The 18,634-nt window shown below is 70.8% G+C and carries 15 protein-coding genes and 2 tRNA genes; 13 read left to right on the forward strand and 4 right to left on the reverse strand.

The genetic code is table 11. The features are described from left to right. Positions 1-10: 10 nt before the first annotated feature. The 8 genes from recF (at position 11) to ACZ4TV_RS05935 (ending at position 9,320) form a co-directional block, all read left to right on the forward strand. Complete coding sequence (gene recF / locus ACZ4TV_RS05900) at positions 11-1,147, forward strand: DNA replication/repair protein RecF (RefSeq protein ID WP_468131100.1); 1,137 nt, start codon at positions 11-13, stop codon at positions 1,145-1,147. Next, positions 1,144-1,683, forward strand: coding sequence for a DciA family protein (locus ACZ4TV_RS05905; RefSeq protein WP_468131102.1), 540 nt, complete (start codon positions 1,144-1,146; stop codon positions 1,681-1,683). Before recF ends, ACZ4TV_RS05905 begins: the two co-directional genes overlap by 4 nt. 390 nt (positions 1,684-2,073) lie before the next feature. Continuing rightward, positions 2,074-4,143, forward strand: a complete 2,070-nt coding sequence (gene gyrB / locus ACZ4TV_RS05910; protein ID WP_468131104.1) for a DNA topoisomerase (ATP-hydrolyzing) subunit B — start codon at positions 2,074-2,076, stop codon at positions 4,141-4,143. A 41-nt stretch (positions 4,144-4,184) separates the two neighbouring features. Continuing rightward, on the forward strand, positions 4,185-6,800 hold the full coding sequence (gene gyrA, locus ACZ4TV_RS05915; RefSeq protein WP_468131106.1) for a DNA gyrase subunit A: 2,616 nt from the start codon (positions 4,185-4,187) through the stop codon (positions 6,798-6,800). A gap of 87 nt (positions 6,801-6,887) precedes the next feature. Beyond that, positions 6,888-7,436, forward strand: a complete 549-nt coding sequence (locus ACZ4TV_RS05920) for a DUF3566 domain-containing protein (RefSeq protein ID WP_468131108.1) — start codon at positions 6,888-6,890, stop codon at positions 7,434-7,436. Between the two features lie 83 nt (positions 7,437-7,519). Next, positions 7,520-7,593: transfer RNA gene (locus ACZ4TV_RS05925), tRNA-Ile, on the forward strand. Between the two features lie 145 nt (positions 7,594-7,738). Then, a complete protein-coding gene (locus ACZ4TV_RS05930; RefSeq protein ID WP_208809277.1) occupies positions 7,739-7,873 on the forward strand; it encodes a DLW-39 family protein in 135 nt (44 codons plus the stop codon). 121 nt (positions 7,874-7,994) lie between these two features. After that, entirely contained in the window at positions 7,995-9,320 is a 1,326-nt protein-coding gene (locus ACZ4TV_RS05935) for a hypothetical protein (protein WP_468131458.1), read from the forward strand. On the opposite strand, the gene ACZ4TV_RS05940 is transcribed toward ACZ4TV_RS05935, so the two are convergent. Both ACZ4TV_RS05940 and ACZ4TV_RS05945 read right to left on the reverse strand, forming a co-directional pair. Beyond that, the gene (locus ACZ4TV_RS05940) at positions 9,307-10,578 is read right to left on the reverse strand and encodes a protein kinase domain-containing protein (RefSeq protein ID WP_468131110.1); all 1,272 of its coding nucleotides are present in this window, start codon (positions 10,576-10,578) and stop codon (positions 9,307-9,309) included. The genes ACZ4TV_RS05935 and ACZ4TV_RS05940 overlap by 14 nt on opposite strands. Before the next feature lie 44 nt (positions 10,579-10,622). Next, the gene (locus ACZ4TV_RS05945; RefSeq protein ID WP_468131112.1) at positions 10,623-11,171 is read right to left on the reverse strand and encodes a helix-turn-helix domain-containing protein; all 549 of its coding nucleotides are present in this window, start codon (positions 11,169-11,171) and stop codon (positions 10,623-10,625) included. A 161-nt stretch (positions 11,172-11,332) separates the two neighbouring features. Here ACZ4TV_RS05945 and ACZ4TV_RS05950 point away from each other — a divergent pair. From ACZ4TV_RS05950 to ACZ4TV_RS05965, 4 genes are all read left to right on the forward strand, one after another. Beyond that, positions 11,333-11,405 (forward strand) — tRNA-Ala (locus tag ACZ4TV_RS05950). Positions 11,406-11,702: 297 nt separating this feature from the next. After that, on the forward strand, positions 11,703-12,716 hold the full coding sequence (locus ACZ4TV_RS05955) for a ScbA/BarX family gamma-butyrolactone biosynthesis protein (RefSeq protein ID WP_468131114.1): 1,014 nt from the start codon (positions 11,703-11,705) through the stop codon (positions 12,714-12,716). A gap of 42 nt (positions 12,717-12,758) precedes the next feature. Further along, positions 12,759-13,415, forward strand: coding sequence for an HAD family hydrolase (locus ACZ4TV_RS05960; protein WP_468131116.1), 657 nt, complete (start codon positions 12,759-12,761; stop codon positions 13,413-13,415). Positions 13,416-13,442: 27 nt separating this feature from the next. Continuing rightward, entirely contained in the window at positions 13,443-14,651 is a 1,209-nt protein-coding gene (locus ACZ4TV_RS05965; protein ID WP_468131118.1) for a cytochrome P450, read from the forward strand. Between the two features lie 77 nt (positions 14,652-14,728). On the opposite strand, the gene ACZ4TV_RS05970 is transcribed toward ACZ4TV_RS05965, so the two are convergent. Beyond that, positions 14,729-16,240 (reverse strand): FAD-dependent monooxygenase, encoded by a 1,512-nt coding sequence (locus tag ACZ4TV_RS05970; protein WP_468131120.1) that lies wholly within the window; start codon positions 16,238-16,240, stop codon positions 14,729-14,731. 205 nt (positions 16,241-16,445) lie between these two features. Then, positions 16,446-18,023: an MFS transporter gene (locus ACZ4TV_RS05975; protein ID WP_468131122.1), complete on the reverse strand. Its 1,578-nt coding sequence runs from the start codon at positions 18,021-18,023 to the stop codon at positions 16,446-16,448. A 119-nt stretch (positions 18,024-18,142) separates the two neighbouring features. On the opposite strand from ACZ4TV_RS05975, the gene ACZ4TV_RS05980 reads away from it, so the two are divergent. After that, positions 18,143-18,454, forward strand: coding sequence for an ArsR/SmtB family transcription factor (locus ACZ4TV_RS05980; RefSeq protein WP_468131124.1), 312 nt, complete (start codon positions 18,143-18,145; stop codon positions 18,452-18,454). The last annotated feature ends 180 nt before the right edge of the window (positions 18,455-18,634 follow it).

Consider the following 18,634-nt stretch of genomic DNA (forward strand, 5'->3'; position numbering starts at 1 on the left):
TCGGCGCCGTATGCATGTTTCGCATCTCTCATTGGCCGACTTCCGCTCGTACGCCCGGGCCGAGGTCCCCCTCGACCCGGGCGTCACCGCTTTCGTGGGCCCCAACGGCCAGGGGAAGACCAACCTCGTCGAGGCGATCGGCTACCTCGCGACGCTCGGCAGCCACCGCGTCTCCTCGGACGCCCCGCTCGTACGGATGGGCGCGGACCGGGCGATCATCCGCGCGGCCGTCACCCAGGGCGAGCGGCAGCAGCTCGTGGAGCTGGAGCTGAATCCGGGACGGGCGAACCGGGCCCGGATCAACCGGTCCTCGCAGGTGAGGCCTCGGGACGTGCTGGGGATCGTACGGACGGTGCTGTTCGCGCCGGAGGACCTGGCGCTGGTCAAGGGCGACCCGGGGGAGCGGCGGCGGTTCCTGGACGAGCTGGTCACGGCGCGCTCGCCGCGGATGGCGGCGGTCCGCTCGGACTACGAGCGGGTGCTGAAGCAGCGCAACACCCTGCTGAAGTCGGCCGCGATGGCGCGGCGGCACGGCGGGCGGTCGATGGACCTGTCGACGCTGGACGTGTGGGACCAGCACCTCGCGCGCGCGGGCGCGGAGCTGCTGGCACAGCGGCTGGATCTGATCGCGACGCTGCTGCCGCTGGCGGACAAGGCGTACGAGCAGCTCGCGCCCGGCGGCGGCCCGCTAGGGCTGTCGTACAGGTCCTCGGCCGGCGAGCCGGTGGACAGCGGCGCGGCGCGCACCCGCGAGGCGATCTACGAGGTGCTCCTGGCCGCGCTGGCGGACGTGCGCAAGCAGGAGATCGAGCGCGGAGTGACGCTGGTGGGCCCGCACCGCGACGACGTGCTGCTGCGGCTCGGGGAACTGCCCGCGAAGGGGTACGCGAGCCACGGCGAGTCGTGGTCGTACGCGCTGGCGCTGCGGCTGGCCTCCTACGAGCTGCTGCGCTCGGAGGGCAGCGAGCCGGTGCTGATCCTGGACGACGTCTTCGCGGAGCTGGACGCGCGGCGCCGGGAGCGGCTGGCGGAGCTGGTGGCGCAGGGCGAGCAGGTGCTGGTGACGGCGGCGGTGGACGACGACGTCCCGGGGGTGCTGGCGGGAAAGCGGTTCGCGGTGTCCGGCGGTGAGGTGACCCGGCTGTGAGCGAGCAGCACGGCAAGGACCCGCGGGAGGGTCGCAAGGCTCCGGAGGTCTCCGGGGTGGACCTGGCGCGCCAGGCCCTCGCGGCGGCGCGGGAACAGGCGCGGGCCCGGGGCAACGCGGCCGGCGGCAAGAAGCGCCAGCAGCAGCCGGGGCTGCGCTCGGGCGCCCGCGCGGACGGCCGGGACCCGATGCCGTTGATGGCGGCGCTGGACCGGCTGCGGACCGAGCGCGGCTGGGAGATGCCGATGGCGGTGGCGGGCGTGATGGAGCGCTGGCCGGAGATCGTCGGCCCGGAGATCGCGGCGCACTGCGAACCGGAGCGGTACGAGGACCGTGAGCTGGTGGTGCGGTGCGATTCCTCGGCGTGGGCGGCGCAGCTGAAGCTGCTGGCTCCGCAGTTGGTTGCGCGGCTGAACGGGGATCTGGGGCAGGGCACGGTGCGGGTGATCCTGGTGCGGGGGCCTGGGGGGCGGCCCAAGGGGTACGGGCCGTGGCGGGCGCCGGGGAGTAAGGGGCCGGGGGACACGTACGGCTAAGGGAGCCGCCCGGGGAGCCCGGCTGCGCCGGGACCCGGGGCTCCGCCCCGGACCCCGCGCCTCAAACGCCGGCGGGGCTGGAAGGGCTGGAGTGGGCCCCGTGGGGCTCGGTTCGGGTGGTGTCCCTCACGGTAGTCGGAGGTTGACAGGCCGAAGGGCTGGATGCCCGTGTGAGCCTCTTTGAGCCCCTTCCCGGATGTGGGGAGTCGGAGAGAGGAGGTTCAGGGCGGCACATGCGGACTCAGGTACCCGCAAACCCCCATTCATGTCCGTGGTACCGGTAGACTGAAGCAAATCCCGCCCGCTTGCGGGATCCCGCTGACAAAAGCTGACAACGCAGATCGACGCAGCCGCTCCTGCTTGCATGCCTGCTGGCCCGGAGTTCGGCCTGTGCTGTGCCAGAAAGGGCGCTTCGTGGCCGATTCCGGCAACCCCAACGACAAGAACGAGTCCACCACCGAGGGCGAGGTCGCCGAGGCAGGTGGGTCTTCGTATACCGGCAGCAACATCCAGGTCCTGGAGGGCCTGGACGCGGTCCGCAAGCGGCCCGGCATGTACATCGGCTCCACGGGCGAGCGTGGTCTGCACCACCTCGTCTACGAGGTCGTGGACAACTCCGTCGACGAGGCCCTGGCCGGCCACGCGGACACCATCGACGTGACGATCCTGGCGGACGGGGGTGTCAGGGTCGTCGACAACGGCCGCGGCATCCCGGTCGACATCGTGCCGTCCGAGGGCAAGCCGGCCGTCGAGGTCGTCCTGACCGTCCTGCACGCGGGCGGCAAGTTCGGTGGCGGCGGCTACGCCGTCTCCGGCGGTCTGCACGGCGTGGGCGTCTCCGTCGTGAACGCCCTGTCGACGAGGGTCGCGGTCGAGGTCCGGCGTGACGGCTACCGCTGGACCCAGGACTACAAGCTCGGTGCCCCGACCGCCGCCCTGGCGAAGAACGAGGCGACCGACGAGACCGGCACCTCGGTCACGTTCTGGGCCGACGGCGACATCTTCGAGACGACCGAGTACTCCTTCGAGACGCTGTCGCGGCGCTTCCAGGAGATGGCCTTCCTGAACAAGGGCCTCACCCTCTCGCTCACCGACGAGCGCGAGTCGGCGAAGGCCACGGTGGGCGCCGACGATCCGGACGCGGACGCGGCCGAGCCGGCGGCGCGCACGGTGAAGTACTACTACGAGGGCGGCATCGTCGACTTCGTGAAGTACCTGAACTCGCGCAAGGGCGAGCTGATCCACCCCACCGTCATCGACGTCGAGTCCGAGGACAAGGAGCGGATGCTCTCGGTCGAGATCGCGATGCAGTGGAACTCGCAGTACACGGAGGGCGTGTACTCCTTCGCGAACACGATCCACACGCATGAGGGCGGTACGCACGAGGAGGGCTTCCGTGCGGCGCTGACGGGCCTGGTCAACCGGTACGCGCGCGAGAAGAAGTTCTTGCGCGAGAAGGACGACAACCTCGCCGGCGAGGACATCCGCGAGGGTCTGACGGCGATCATCTCGGTGAAGCTGGGCGAGCCGCAGTTCGAGGGCCAGACGAAGACCAAGCTGGGCAACACGGAGGCGAAGACCTTCGTGCAGAAGGTCGTGCACGAGCACCTCAACGACTGGTTCGACCGGAACCCGAACGAGGCCGCGGACATCGTCCGCAAGTCGATCCAGGCGGCCACGGCGCGCGTCGCGGCCCGCAAGGCCCGTGACCTCACCCGTCGCAAGGGCCTGCTGGAGAGCGCCTCGCTGCCGGGCAAGCTGTCGGACTGCCAGTCGAACGACCCGACGAAGTGCGAGATCTTCATCGTCGAGGGCGACTCGGCCGGTGGCAGCGCCAAGTCCGGCCGCAACCCGATGTACCAGGCCATCCTGCCGATCCGCGGCAAGATCCTGAACGTCGAGAAGGCCCGTATCGACAAGATCCTCCAGAACACCGAGGTCCAGGCGCTGATCAGTGCCTTCGGTACCGGTGTGCACGAGGACTTCGACATCGAGAAGCTCCGCTATCACAAGATCATCCTGATGGCGGACGCCGACGTCGACGGCCAGCACATCAACACCCTGCTGCTGACCTTCCTCTTCCGCTTCATGCGGCCGCTGGTCGAGGCCGGTCACGTGTACCTGTCCCGTCCGCCGCTCTACAAGATCAAGTGGGGCCGGGACGACTTCGAGTACGCGTACTCGGACCGCGAGCGCGACGCGCTGACGGAGCTCGGCAAGCAGAACGGCAAGCGGGTCCGCGAGGACTCGATCCAGCGCTTCAAGGGTCTGGGCGAGATGAACGCCGAGGAGCTGCGCGTCACCACCATGGACGTGGACCACCGTGTCCTCGGCCAGGTCACGCTGGACGACGCGGCGCAGGCCGACGACCTGTTCTCGGTGCTGATGGGCGAGGACGTCGAGGCACGGCGCTCCTTCATCCAGCGCAACGCCAAGGACGTTCGGTTCCTCGACATCTGAGTCGGTCTCCGCTGACCGCCTGAAAGGACTTCTGACCAGCAATGGCCGACGAAACCACCCCCACCGCAGAGAACGCTGAGAACACCGCGGAGGAGCAGCCCGTGCTGCGGATCGAGCCCGTCGGGCTCGAGACGGAGATGCAGCGCTCCTACCTCGACTACGCGATGTCCGTCATCGTCTCGCGCGCCCTGCCGGACGTGCGCGACGGCCTCAAGCCGGTGCACCGCCGCGTGCTGTACGCGATGTACGACGGCGGCTACCGGCCCGAGAAGGGCTTCTACAAGTGCGCCCGCGTCGTCGGTGACGTCATGGGTACGTACCACCCGCACGGTGACAGCTCGATCTACGACGCCCTGGTCCGCCTGGCCCAGCCGTGGTCGATGCGCATGCCGCTGGTGGACTCGAACGGCAACTTCGGCTCTCCGGGCAACGACCCGGCGGCCGCGATGCGCTACACCGAGTGCAAGCTGATGCCGCAGGCCATGGAGATGCTCCGGGACATCGACGAGGAGACCGTCGACTTCCAGGACAACTACGACGGCCGCAACCAGGAGCCGACGGTCCTGCCGGCGCGCTTCCCGAACCTGCTGGTCAACGGCAGCGCCGGCATCGCGGTCGGCATGGCGACCAACATCCCGCCGCACAACCTCCGCGAGGTCGCGGCGGGTGCGCAGTGGGCGCTGGAGCACCCGGAGGCCTCGCACGAGGAGCTCCAGGACGCGCTCATCGAGCGGATCAAGGGCCCTGACTTCCCGTCGGGTGCCCTGGTCGTGGGCCGCAAGGGTATCGAGGAGGCGTACCGGACCGGTCGCGGCTCCATCACGATGCGCGCGGTGGTGGAGGTCGAGGAGATCCAGAACCGCCAGTGCCTGGTGGTCACGGAGCTCCCGTACCAGACCAACCCCGACAACCTCGCGCAGAAGATCGCCGACCTGGTGAAGGACGGGAAGGTCGGCGGCATCGCCGACGTCCGTGACGAGACCTCGTCGCGGACCGGCCAGCGCCTGGTGATCGTCCTGAAGCGGGACGCGGTCGCCAAGGTGGTGCTGAACAACCTCTACAAGCACACCGATCTGCAGACGAACTTCGGCGCGAACATGCTGGCGCTGGTGGACGGCGTGCCGCGCACGCTGTCGATCGACGCCTTCATCCGCCACTGGGTGACGCACCAGATCGAGGTCATCGTCCGGCGCACGCGCTTCCGCCTGCGCAAGGCGGAGGAGCGCGCCCACATCCTGCGCGGCCTGCTCAAGGCGCTGGACGCGATCGACGAGGTCATCGCGCTGATCCGGCGCAGCAACACGGTCGAGATCGCGCGCGAGGGCCTGATGGGCCTCCTGGAGATCGACGAGATCCAGGCGAACGCGATCCTGGAGATGCAGCTGCGGCGCCTGGCGGCGCTGGAGCGGCAGAAGATCGTCGCCGAGCACGACGAGCTCCAGGCCAAGATCAACGAGTACAACGCGATCCTGGCCTCGGAGGAGCGTCAGCGCTCCATCGTGAGCGAGGAACTGGCGGCGATCGTCGAGAAGTTCGGCGACGACCGGCGTTCCAAGCTGGTGCCCTTCGACGGTGACATGTCCATCGAGGACCTGATCGCCGAAGAGGACATCGTCGTCACGATCACGCACGGCGGCTACGTCAAGCGCACCAAGACCGAGGACTACCGCTCGCAGAAGCGCGGCGGCAAGGGCGTGCGCGGCACCAAGCTGAAGCAGGACGACCTGGTCGACCACTTCTTCGTGTCCACCACGCACCACTGGCTGCTGTTCTTCACGAACAAGGGCCGGGTCTACCGGTCCAAGGCGTACGAGCTCCCGGACGCCGGCCGGGACGCGCGCGGGCAGCACGTGGCGAACCTGCTGGCCTTCCAGCCCGACGAGAAGATCGCGCAGATCCTCGCGATCCGCGACTACGAGGCGGCGCCCTACCTGATCCTGGCCACCAAGGGCGGCCTGGTGAAGAAGACGGCGCTCAAGGACTACGACTCGCCCCGTTCGGGTGGTGTGATCGCCATCAACCTCCGTGAGACGGAGGACGGCAGCGATGACGAGCTGATCGGCGCCGAGCTGGTGTCCGCAGCGGACGACCTGCTCCTGATCAGCAAGAAGGCGCAGTCGATCCGCTTCACGGCGACCGACGACGCGCTGCGTCCGATGGGCCGCGCCACTTCGGGCGTGAAGGGCATGAGCTTCCGCGAGGGTGACGAACTGCTCTCCATGAGCGTGGTCCGGCCCGGTACGTTCGTCTTCACCGCGACCGACGGCGGCTACGCCAAGCGGACGCCGGTCGACGAGTACCGCGTCCAGGGTCGTGGTGGTCTCGGCATCAAGGCCGCGAAGATCGTGGAGGACCGCGGGTCGCTCGTAGGGGCGCTCGTGGTGGACGAAACGGACGAGATTCTCGCCATCACGCTCAGCGGTGGTGTGATCCGTACGCGCGTCAACGAAGTCAGGGAGACCGGCCGTGACACCATGGGCGTCCAGCTGATCAACCTGGGTAAGCGCGATGCCGTGGTCGGCATCGCCCGTAACGCCGAGGCCGGTCAGGAAGCTGATGAGGTCGTGGGCGAAGAGAACGAGACCGAGGTGGCCGGCGGACCGGCCGCCGAGGCCGCCGAGGGCACGCAGCCTTCGGCCGGGGAGCACGAGGAGTAAGTCGTGAGTGGAGCCACGGGCGCCGGACCGGCCGGGACTGGAGCGAACGGTGCCCGTGGCCCTGCCGCGGACTCCCAGGGGGGAACCGTGACGGACACCCGAGGGCCGCAGCCGCCGGCCGACGCGGACGCCGGCCAGGAGCGGCCCGCACAGCCGTACCACCCGCCGCAGGCCTACGCGGCGCCCTCGGGCCCGGGGGCGCCGCGGGGCGGCACGGGAGCCACCGCGCAGCGCAAGCCGCGCACCGGGGTCCGTACGCCGCCCCGGACGCGCAAGGCGCGGCTGCGGGTGGCCAAGGCCGACCCGTGGTCGGTGATGAAGGTCAGCTTCCTGCTGTCGATCGCGCTCGGCATCTGCACGATCGTGGCGTCGGTGGTGCTGTGGATGGTCATGGACGCGATGGGCGTCTTCTCGACCGTCGGCAGCACGATCAGCGAGGCGACCGGCTCGAACGAGAGCAACGGCTTCGACCTCCAGGCGTTCATGTCGCTGCCGCGCGTACTGATCTTCACGTCGGTGATCGCGGTGATCGACGTGGTGCTGGCGACGGCTCTGGCGACGCTCGGCGCGTTCATCTACAACCTGTCGGCGGGCTTCGTCGGCGGTGTGGAGCTGACCCTCGCCGAGGACGAGTGACCTGCGCAGACGCCCCTCAGGAACCGATTTTGGCCTGACCGGGTCTGTGCGCTAATCTTCAGGAGTCAGCGCGCAGCGCGGATGGGGCTATAGCTCAGTTGGTTAGAGCGCATCCCTGATAAGGATGAGGCCACAGGTTCAAATCCTGTTAGCCCCACAGTGTCGAAGACCCCCAGGCCCAAGGCCTGGGGGTCTTCGTCGTTGGGCCGGTTGGTGGGCCGGCAGGTCACCGATCGGTATCGGTCGGTGTGTATTGTTGGGCGCCAGAAGTCCCCTACGTCAACGAAAGACGAGGTCGCGCGGTGAAGAAGCTGCTCCTGGTCGCACTGGCCGCCATCGGCGGGCTCCTCGTGTACCGCCAGATCCAGGCGGACCGCGCCGAGCAGGACCTGTGGACGGAGGCAACTGACTCCGTGCCCTCTGGTTCCGGTGTGTGAGACCGAAGGCTGATCTATGAAGCCCCGGCTGCCGCTGCGGCCGGGGCTTTGTGCTGTTCTGTGACGAAAACTTGCGTTATGCAAAGATTTGGCTTGCGCTAGCAAACTCGGGGTGGGTGTGATGGGTCGGGTACGGACGACAGTGGGGGCGGCGGCCCTGGGCCTGGGTCTGGGCCTGGGCCTGGTGGCCGCTCTGCCGGGGCTCGCGCACGCCGAGGGGGCCGCTCCGCAGCCCTTGCCGACGTACCGCGCCGCCGACGGCGCGAAGCCGGTCGAGGGCAAGCCGTCCACGGCGGACGCCCCGCTCCTGGAGGCCGGATCCCTCTACAAGGACACGCTCGCTCCCGGGGAGCGCGTGTACCGGCTGGTGCTGGAGAAGGACGAGTCCAACGTCTACGTCTCCGCCGTGGTCCGGCCCGCTCCGGGCGCGAAGGTCTCCCCCAGCGACGGCATCGAGGTGGAGATCATGACCACCGCCGGCAGCTCCTGCCTGGGCAGTACCGGCCGGGCAAACTTCGGCTACGACCCCTCCCCCCTCAGCGCCGCCGGCGTCCGGTGGGGGGACGAGGACGCGGACTGCGCGCCCGCCGGCGTGTACTACGCCAAGGTCACCCGGACCTCGGCCAAGCCCTCCGACCAGAGCCCCTGGCCGCTCGAACTGCGCGTGCAGCGGGAACCGGGCCGCGGTCCGGGCCTTCCCACCACCGCGCCCAGCACCTGGCCCTCGGGTCCCCCGGCCCTGCCCGGCACCGAGGCGGTGGGCCGCGCCGGAGGCACCGGCTTCAACGACGCCCGCGCGCTGGACGCGGGGGTGTGGCGCGACGAGATGAGGCCCGGCCAGACCCGCTACTACCGGGTCCCGCTGGACTGGGGCCGGCAGTTGGGCCTCGGCGCCGAACTCGCCGCGGCCAAGCTGACCAAGCCGTCCGGCTTCGCCCCGGGCGGGCTCACCGTCTCCCTCTACAGTCCCTACCGGAGCCCGATCTCGGACAAGGACACCTCGTACGACGGCAAGCAGGCCGGGATCACCCTGGAGAAGACCCCTCCGGTCGCCTACGAGAACCGCTTCTCCACCGACCGGGCCGTGCGGTCCGTGAGCATCGCGGGCTGGTACTACGTCGCGGTGACCATGGGCGGGAAGGTCGCCGAATTCACCGAGGACGCGGTGCCCGTGCCGCTGACCCTGCGGGTGGACGTCAGCGGTGCCCCCGCCAAGGCGCCCGCGTACAAGGGGAGTCTGGCCGCCGGAGGGTTCGGGGTCGGAGCCGAGGACCGGATCGCCGCCAAGGAGGGGCTCACCGCCCCGGAGGCCGCCGACGCCGCCGCGAACCGGTCCGTGATGCGGGTCGTGGCGGGCGCCGGCTTCGGCACCGGGACGGTGCTGCTGCTCGTGCTGGGCGGCTGGATCCTGCTCGGCCGACGGGGGCGCGGCGCTACAGCTGGGTGAGGGCCCAGACGCCCACGGCGAAGCAGAGCAGGGCCGCGGCGAGGATCGAGGCCACCGCCTTCGGCGGGGGCGGAGTGATCCCGCGGGCCGCCCCGGGGGCGGTGGCGGCCGTCGCGTCCGGCACGGTCGGCGGCGGCAGGTGGAAGCTGCCCGTCTCCGAGGGTCCGTACGCCGGCACCTGGGCCGGGACGGCCGCGTACGGGGCCGTCGAAGCGGTGGAAGCGTTCGAAGCGGGCGGGGCCATCGGAGCCGTCGCCCCCGTCGCAGCCGTACCGCGCGGATCGGTACGGGTGGGCTCCGCGGCCATCGTCACCGAGGCGGGCCCGCCCGGCGCCGCCCCGCCCGCGGTGGGCGCCCCGGGCGTCACCGCCGCCGTGGCCACCGGGCCCTCGGGGCCGAATCCGGGCGGCAGCGGCCCGAGTTGGTCGAACACCTCCACCGGACCCTCGTCCGGGGCGGGCGGGGCCAGCAGCTCCACCGCCTCGGCAAGGGCCTTGCGGGCCCCTGTGGCCGTCTTGAACCGGCTCTGGGGGTCCGGCAGCAGGAGATTGGCGATGACGTCCCAGAGCGGGGCGGGAACGCCTTGCGGGGCGCCCGGCGTCCCGTGGGCCAGGAAGTACTCCACCAGGGCCTGGGAATCGGGCTTGCGCCCCTGGAGGAGGTACAGGGCGACCAGCCCGACGGCGAAGAGGTCGGCGGGGAAGTCGGGCTCGGCGCCCAGCAGTTGCTCGGGGGCGAAATAGCCCGGCGTGCCGACCACGTAGTTCGTCTCGGTCAGCCGGGGCTCGCCCTTGCGCATGGAGATGCCGAAGTCGGACAGCCGCAGGTGCGGACGCCCGGTTCCGGTGGCCTCCATCAGGATGTTGGCCGGTTTGATGTCGCGGTGGACCACGCCCTCCGCGTGCACCGCCGCCAGCCCCGACAGGAGCTGGTCGAGCAGGGTGCACACGAACCGGGGCGGCAGGGGACCGTAGTCCCCGATCACGTGTTCGAGCGAGCCGCCGGCGACCAGGTCCATGGTGAAGAGGACCTTGTCGTCGTCGGCCGCCCAGCTGGCAGGGGCCAGTACGTGCGGGTGATCGATCCGCAGCGCCTGCTCCCGTACGAACCGCAGGAGCGTGTGGGCGTCGCTCTGCAGCAGGACTTTCGCGGCGACGTAGCGGCGCCGGCGGTGGTCCCAGGCCCGCCATACGGCGCCCGCGCCACCGCGCCCGATCGGATCGATCAACTCGTACCGACCGGCGAAGACCTCACCCATCGCTGCGCCCGTCCCCCGTCACCCGTCGTCCGCCCTCGTACGTCTCAGTTCTGGTGCGCCTCGTAGTGGGCCACCGCGTCGGAGGTGCGGCCCGCGCCGTACACCCGGAGGAACTCTGCCAGTTCCGGGTGGCTGGGGGCGAGCGTGTTCGCCGCGTCGATGATGTCGCCGGCCGCGGAGACCGAGCGCAGCAGCGACTGGATCTCGCGGACGACCCGCTTGACCGTGGGTGCGCCGGAGCTGGTGGGGGTCTGGCCGCTGTTGCTGAGGACGGAGCCTCCCTGGGTCTTCTTGATCTCGTCCATCCGGTCGGTGGCCTCCGCCGCGCTGACGCTTCCGTCGGCCACCTGGCCGGCGAGGTCCTGGAGGGCCTGGACACGCTGCACCACGGCCGGGTTGCCGATCTTGGCGCGCTGGCCGCTCATCAGCTGCGACAGCATGGGCGCCGACAGTCCGAGGACGGCAGCGAGGCGGGCCTGGTTCAAGCCGAGGTCATCTATGAGCCGGCGGAAGAGCGCGCCCAGCGGCTCCCCGTACCAACTGCGCTGGAGCTCCCTGGCTCTGGCCGTAGCCTCTTGCTGTACTGCGTCCACTCTTACTACTCCCCTTCGCTGGTGCGAACCTCGCGAGCATCTTACGGAGAGTGGTCGCGGGGCGGGAGTCCCTATCATTTTGCGGGATGAGGGGGTACACCCGGTACTCTGTTCTGCGGAACGACCGCTCTCCCGCCTGGGACGGGTGCGTCCAGTTCCATGGGGCCTTAGCTCAGTTGGTAGAGCGCTGCCTTTGCAAGGCAGATGTCAGGAGTTCGAATCTCCTAGGCTCCACATATAAATGCCCCCTGATCTGCGGAAACGCGGCTCGGGGGGCATTTTTTTGTGCCGGGGCGCGGCGGGCGTGGCTGCCCTTGCGGACCGCTGTCCGAAAGTATGGTGAATACATCTACAAATCCCGTGGGGTGTGGGGTGGCTGGAAACCTCCGGACCACGGGAGACGCCTCGCCGGAAGGCGAAGGGCGCCCCTGAAGTGGCGTACGCCACGGTGGCCGGGCGGTCGATCAAGGTACGGTCGTATGCGTACCTCCGTTCGGAGGCGTACCTGCATGCAAGAGGGGGAACTCAGCCATGTCCACGACCATGGAAGCCGAACTCAGCTACTCGAGCACCGTGACACGAGCCCTGGTGCACCGAGCGGCCGTCTGTGAGGTGTTCCTCACCGACTCCGTCCGGGTGGCCGAGGACGAATACCTCATCGCCGCGCAACTCCCGCGCGTGCATAGCTACTACAACGACCAGATCACGTCGCCCGCCGTCTACGACCCGCTGCTCCTCGTCGAGGTCTTCCGCCAGGCGTCGATCTACACCGCCCACACCTTCCTCGACGCCGCGGTCGACGAGAAGTTCATCTTCAACAGCGGCGACATGGTCATCACCGACGTCACCGCCCTGCACATCGGCGCACGGCCGGGACACGCGCAGATCCGCGCCCGGCAGGCGGGGCTGAAGCACCGCGACGGTGTGGTCACCGGCAGCACGCTCGACATGGTCCTCACGGTGGACGGGCGTGAGGCCGCGACCATGCGCACCACCTGCCAGTGGATGCCGGGCCGGGCGTGGAACCGGATGCGCGAGAAGGGGCGCGCCTCGCTCGCGCTGACCGAGGCCCGGCCGCACCCCACCGGCCGCCGCGTCGCCCCGGTCACCGTGGGACGCATCTCTCCGCAGAACGTGGTGCTGTCCGAGACCGAGGTGCGCGACTACGAGGTGCTCACGCAGGTCATCGTCGACCAGACGAACCCGGCGCTCTTCGACCACCCGCTGGACCACATACCCGGTGCGCTGATCTTCGAGGGGTTCCGGCAGTCCGCGGTGCACGCCGCGTACGAGCTGTTCGGCCTCTCGCCGCGAGGGCTCCTGCTCACGCGCGTGGAGACGGACTTCACGCGCTTCGGTGAGTTCGAGCTGCCCACCGACTGCCTGGTGCGGATGGTGGAATCGCCGACTCCGGACTCGGTGGCCTTCGAGATCACCATGAGCCAGGAGGAGCAGATCGCCCGGGCCCGGGTGCACCTCACCCGTACCAGCCCCATCGCCGGAGCGCTGCTGAACCAGTTCTCCTACGCCGCCGCAGGCGCCTGAGCGCGCGTATCCCGTAACCGGGCGACTCAAGGAGACACAGCAGTGCCCCAGCCCATGATCTGGTTCGACTTCGGCGGTGTGCTCTCGCCGCCGCTCGACGACCTCTTCGACTCGTACCACGCGCGTACGGGCATCACGCCCCGCCAGATGAAGACCGCGCTCGCCGCGGTCGCCGCCGAGATGGGCCTCGAACCCCTGGCACCCCTCGAACTGGCCCTGCTCACCGAGGCCGACTGGGGACGGTCCATGGTCCGCGTCCTCAAGGAGGCCAACCCCGGCATCGACCTGTCGCGTGCGCGCTTCGAGCACTTCGGCCGGCAGTGGTTCGAGGGCGTCCGCGCCAACCCGGTGATGGTGGCGACGGCCCGGCACGCCAAGGAGCACGGCTACCGGATCGGCATCCTCAGCAACAACGTCGTCGAGTGGGAGCCCTACTGGCGGGCGATCGTCGCGCCCGTCGGCGAGGTCGACTGCATCGTCGACTCCTGCGAGGTCGGCGTCCGCAAGCCCGATCCGGAGATCTTCCGGCGGGCCGAGAAGGAGGCACGGGTGCCGGCCGGGGAGTGCGTGCTGGTCGACGACCTCGACGAGAACTGCGCGGCTGCCCGCTCCGTCGGCTGGCGCGCGGTGCACTTCCGCAACAACGCCCAGGCCGTACGCGAGCTGGCGGGCCTCACCGGACTGCCCGCCCTCGTCTGACGCACCACTCTTCCCCACGGAGCACACATGACCAGTACCGCCACGTCCGCGGCCGTCACCGTCGCGGACATACCCCACCTCGACCCCGTCCCGGCCTTCACCCGGCTCGACGAGCGCGCCCCGGGCGGCGTCCCGCTGATCCAGCTGCCGAGCGGCCACAAGGTCATGCACCTGACCCGCTACGCCGATGTGCACAAGGTGCTCACCGACCCGGCGTCCGGCCGCACCGAGACCAACGTCGAGGGCGGGCCGAGCTTCCTGCCGACCGTGATGCCGAAGGAACTGCTGCTCAACCTGGACGCCCCGCACCACGCCCGGGTCCGCGGTTTCGCCGCCGCCGACTACAGCGCGGCGGGCGTCGAGCGGCTGCGCCCGGTGCTCGATCAGGTGGTGGACGAGGGGATCCGGCGACTGCGCTCGGCGGCGTCCCCCGACCTCTTCACCGACCTCGTCGACCGGGTTCCGATCGCCGTCAACTGCCACTTCCTCGGCGTGCCGGCCGAGGACGTACCGTACTTCCGGCCGTCGGCGCGGATCGTGCAGATCGCCTCGCACGAGGACGTGCCGGATCTGGTGGAGCACTTCTACCGGGTGTACGGCTACGTCCAGGACCTGGTGACCGGGGCCCGGCCGGTGCTGCCGGGCGGTCTGATCGACCGCTTCCGCGGCGACCGTGACCGGGCCCAGCCGCCGCTGGACGACGCCGAGCTGACCGGCATCTTCTTCGGCTCGCTGCTCGGCGCCGACCAGAACGTGGTGTCCGTGCTGACCAAGTCGCTGTACGCGCTGCTCGCGGCACCCCCGCTGTGGCGCCGGCTCGCCGACGATCCCGGGATCGCCCCGCGCCTCGCGGAGGAACTGATCCGGCTGATCCCGCTGGGCACGATCTCCGCGTTTCCGCGCATCGTGGGTCGCGACCTGCACACCAGCGAGGGGGTCGTGCCGGCGGGCAGCGTGGTCTACCCGGACTCCTTCGCCGCCAACCGCGACCCCGAGGCGTTCCCGGAACCGCTGACCATCGACCCCGACCGCACGCCGGCCAAGCGGCACCTGCAGTTCGGCTACGGCATGCACCACTGCATCGGCTCCGCTCTCGCCCGCATGGAGATCGTGACCGTACTGACGCGCCTGGCCCAGGAGTTCCCCCACCTGGCGCTGGCCACCGACCCGGCCGAGGTGCCCTGGGACAACGGAACGGTGCTGCGCCGGCCGACTTCGCTGCCGGTGCGCTGGTGAGCCGGCGTTCCGGCTGAGGTGACGGGGCCCTGACGGGGCGGGTACGGAGGTCCGTGCCCGCCCCGTCGTCGCGCCCGTCAGCGCGGCTCGCCGAACCACTGGCGCAGCGTGTCGGCCAGGGAGCCCCCGTCCGGGGCCCAGGCGACATAGCCGTCGGGCCTGACGAGGACGGCGTCCCAGGGCAGCGGGCGGGCGGTCGTCGCGGGTACGGTGCGCAGCACGTGGGCCCAGCGCTCGCCCTGTTCGCGGTGGACCGTGCCGGCCTCGCCGAGCAGGAGCAGCACGGGGCGGCCGGGCAGCAGCAGGCGGGTCAGATCGGTCGGGCCGCCGTCATGGGTGAGCGGCAGGTTCGGCAGGAACTGGCCCTCCCAGCGGGAGCCGAGCCCGGTTCGCGCGGGGTACACCGTCTCCTGGGCGCTGATCATGTGGCCGATACGGGTGTTCACCTCGTCGAGCCCGAGGAGTTCGGCGACGAGGTCGCGCAGCGGGTCGAGGCCGGGGTCCGGCCGCATCAGGGCGAGCTGGGCGCGGGTGTTGTCGATGACGCGCTGTCCGGCGGGCCGCCGTTCCCTGTCGTAGGTGTCCAGCAGGTCCTTGCCCGCGGTGCCCGCAAGGGTGTGCGCGAGTTTCCAGGAGAGGTTGAGGGCGTCCTGGAGACCGAGGTTGAGTCCCTGTCCGCCCACCGGGAAGTGGACGTGGGCCGCGTCGCCGGCGAGGAAGACCCGGCCCTGGCGGTAGTCGCGTACCAGGCGGGCGAAGTCGCTGAAGCGGGAGAAGAAGACCGGGTCGGCCATCGGCACGCCGTGGCCGAGGATGCGCTCGCCCTCCTGGCGCAGTTCGTCGAGGGTGAGCTCGGAGTGCCGGTCGGGGTGCGCGCCACGGAAGTCGATCGTGATGAACCGGCTGTGCCCGTACGGGTTGACGCCCGCGACCGTCCAGCCGCGCGGGGTGCGGTGCCAGCCGTACGGCACGTTGTCCGGGTCGGTCAGCCGCACGAGGCCGAGCAGGGCGGACACGGTCGCGGGGTGGGTGTCCTCGGCGAAGCCCAGCCGCTCGCGCACGGTGCTGCGGGCGCCGTCCGCGCCGACGACGTACTCGGCGGTGAAGTGACGTACGCCGTCGGGCCCTTGGGCGGTGACCTCGACCGCGTCGGGACCCTGGACGATGTCGGTCACGCGGTGTCCGCGCAGCACGGTGACGCCCCTGTCGCGGGCCCGGCGCTCGAAGTCCCGCTCCAGGTCGGCCTGCGAACGGCCGACGATGGGTCCGGGCTCGGTGGCGGGAGCGGTGATGACGAGCCCGGGCATGCCCGCGAAGTGGAAGGTGTCGGCGGAACTGCGCCGCATCCGGTCCTCGGTCGCGGCGTGCGCGTGCAGGTGACCGCGCCGGGCGAGGCCCTGCACGGTGCGGGCGTGCAGGGTGCCGGCCTTGGGCTGGTCGACGGTCCGTGGTTCGGCTTCGAGCACGACGGTGGAGACGCCGTAGTGCCCGAGCTCGGCGGCGACGAGCATCCCGACGGGCCCGCCCCCGACGACCAGGACCTGGGCGTGGGTGCGGGCGGGGCGGGGGTCGTCGAGGGGACGGTTCATGGGGCGCGGGTCCTTTCCTGGTGCCGCCCCGGCCGGTCGGTCACGGTGTGCTGCGGGGACCGCGGGCGTGCCGGCGCGGGTGAACGCGGGTGGCCCGGCGCCTTGACGGGGGAATCGGGGCGCCGGGCCGGTCTCGGGGTGTCGCGTGGATCGGGCGGGGAGCGCGGTGGGCGCTCCCCGGGCTCACACGACGGTCATACGACGCTCACGCGGCGCTCTTGGCGGCGCTCTTGGCGGAGCCGCCGCGCAGCAGGACGAAGACCACGGCGCACAGCACGACGCAGACCGCGGCGAGTCCCCACAGGACGGTGTGGAACGCGGAGTCGTAGGACTGGGCGAGGAAGTGGGTGAAGCCCTCGGTGTCCACCGCACCGGACACCTCGGCGGCCCGGGCCAGGTCGCCGCCCGCGGCCTGGTCGGCGACCTGGTCGGCGTGCGAGGCGCCGGCGTAGTCGCCGATGCCGTCCTCGACGCGGGTGCCGAGCACGGTCGCGAGGGCCGACCCGTACACCGCCACGGCGATGGCCTCGCTGCCGAGCCGCAGCGTGTTGAGGAAGCCCGCCGCCATGCCCGCCTTGGCCGGGTCGATCAGCTCCAGCGCCTGGCCGTCGACGAGCCCCGCCGCGAGGCCCATGCCGGCGCCGGTGACGAGCATCGGCAGGGCGACGACGAGGATCTTCACGTCGGGCGAGAAGAGCGTGAGCGCCAGATCGCCGACGACCAGGCAGGCGAGGCTGATGTAGATGAGGGTGATCGCGGAGACCCCGCGGGTGACCAGCTTCGCGGCGAGCATCGGGCAGACCAGCACGGGCGCGGTGAGCAGCAGCATGATCAGGCCGGCGGCGCCGCTGTCGCGGCCGGTGGCGGCGGTCAGATAGCTCGGCAGGTAGGTGAGCATGGTGACGAAGCCGAAGGACGCGGCGACCGGCACCAGGCACAGGCCGACGAAGCGCCGGTTGCGCAGCACGCTCAGGTCCAGCATGGGGTGCTCCCGGCGGTTCTCGACCGCCGCGAAGACCGCGAGGACCACGACCGCGCCGGCGAACAGCCCGAGCACGCCCGTGCTCCCCCAGCCCCACTGCGAGCCCTGCACGATGGCGGTGGTCAGCAGCACCATGGCGACGACGAACAGCGCGCTGCCCGGCACGTCGATGCTCGCACCGCTGCCGCCGTCGGCCGGCATGGCCTTGGCGATGGCGGGCACCGCGAGCAGCACGATGAGCAGGGCGACCGCGTGCACCGCGAACACCCAGCGCCAGCCGAGGCCCTGCACGAGCACGCCGGCCAGCGAGGGCCCGATCGCCACGCCGACGCCCGCGACGGTGCCGAACAGGGCGAAGGCCTTGGCCCGGGCCGGGCCGTCGAACACGGTCGCGATGATCGCCGCGCCGCAGGAGAAGATCGCCGCGCCGCCGATTCCGGCGAGCGCGCGGGCGGCGTCCAGCCACAGCACGTTGGTGGCGAGGGCGCTGGCCAGCGAGGCCACGGCGTAGACGGCGGCACCGGCGGCGAAGGCCTTGACCCGGCCGACGATGTCGGCGACGGAACCCCAGACGAGTGTGAAGCAGGCGAAGGCGACGTTGAAGCCGTTCACCACCCACTGGAGGGGGGCGAGGCCGGCGTGGGTGTCGGCCCCGATGTCGGGCAGCGCGACGGCCGTGCCGGAGATCGACATCGGGACGACGAACACCGCGAGGAGCACGGCGGCCAGGGTGAGCGTGCGGCCCGGCTGCCCTTCCGCCTGCACAGGTGGCGCGGCCGACGACGTGGTCTGCGTACTCATGGGGGCACTACTCCAGGCTCGGTCCGGCCGACTCACGACCAGGTACGGTTTGGATCGAACCTTAAGCTGGCACAGATGAGAGGTATGATGCAACCCGTACCTCAGGAAGGGAGGGCGCGATGCCCGACGAGGATGGCCACCCCTCGCTCGAGGAGATGAGCCTGTTGACCGTGCTGAGCGCGCTGTCCGACCCCCTGCGCTACGCGGTCGTGGCCGCCCTGCTGAGGGAACCGGAAGGGACGGCGCGGACCTGCGCCTCCTTCAACCTTCCGGTCTCGAAGTCGACGATCACCCACCACTTCAGGATCCTGCGCGAGGCGGGCCTGGTACGACAGGTGGACCGCGGCAACAGCAGGGCGGCCACGCTGCGCCGGGCGGACCTGGACGAGCGCTTTCCCGGCCTGCTGGACCTGATCGGAGCCGACCGCTGACCACCCGGTGACCACCCGGTGACCACCCGGTGACCACCCGGCAGGATCCGTCGCCGCGTAGCCGCGGGTCCCCGGACACCCCCGTGTCGCACTGATCACATGCCGCCCGGCCGGCGCTGTCGAACAGCGGTTGCGCCGAGCGGCTCCCACGCATGCCCGGACAAGCCACGTGAAGGAGAG

The organism is Streptomyces sp. NPDC028910 (genome assembly GCF_055564955.1).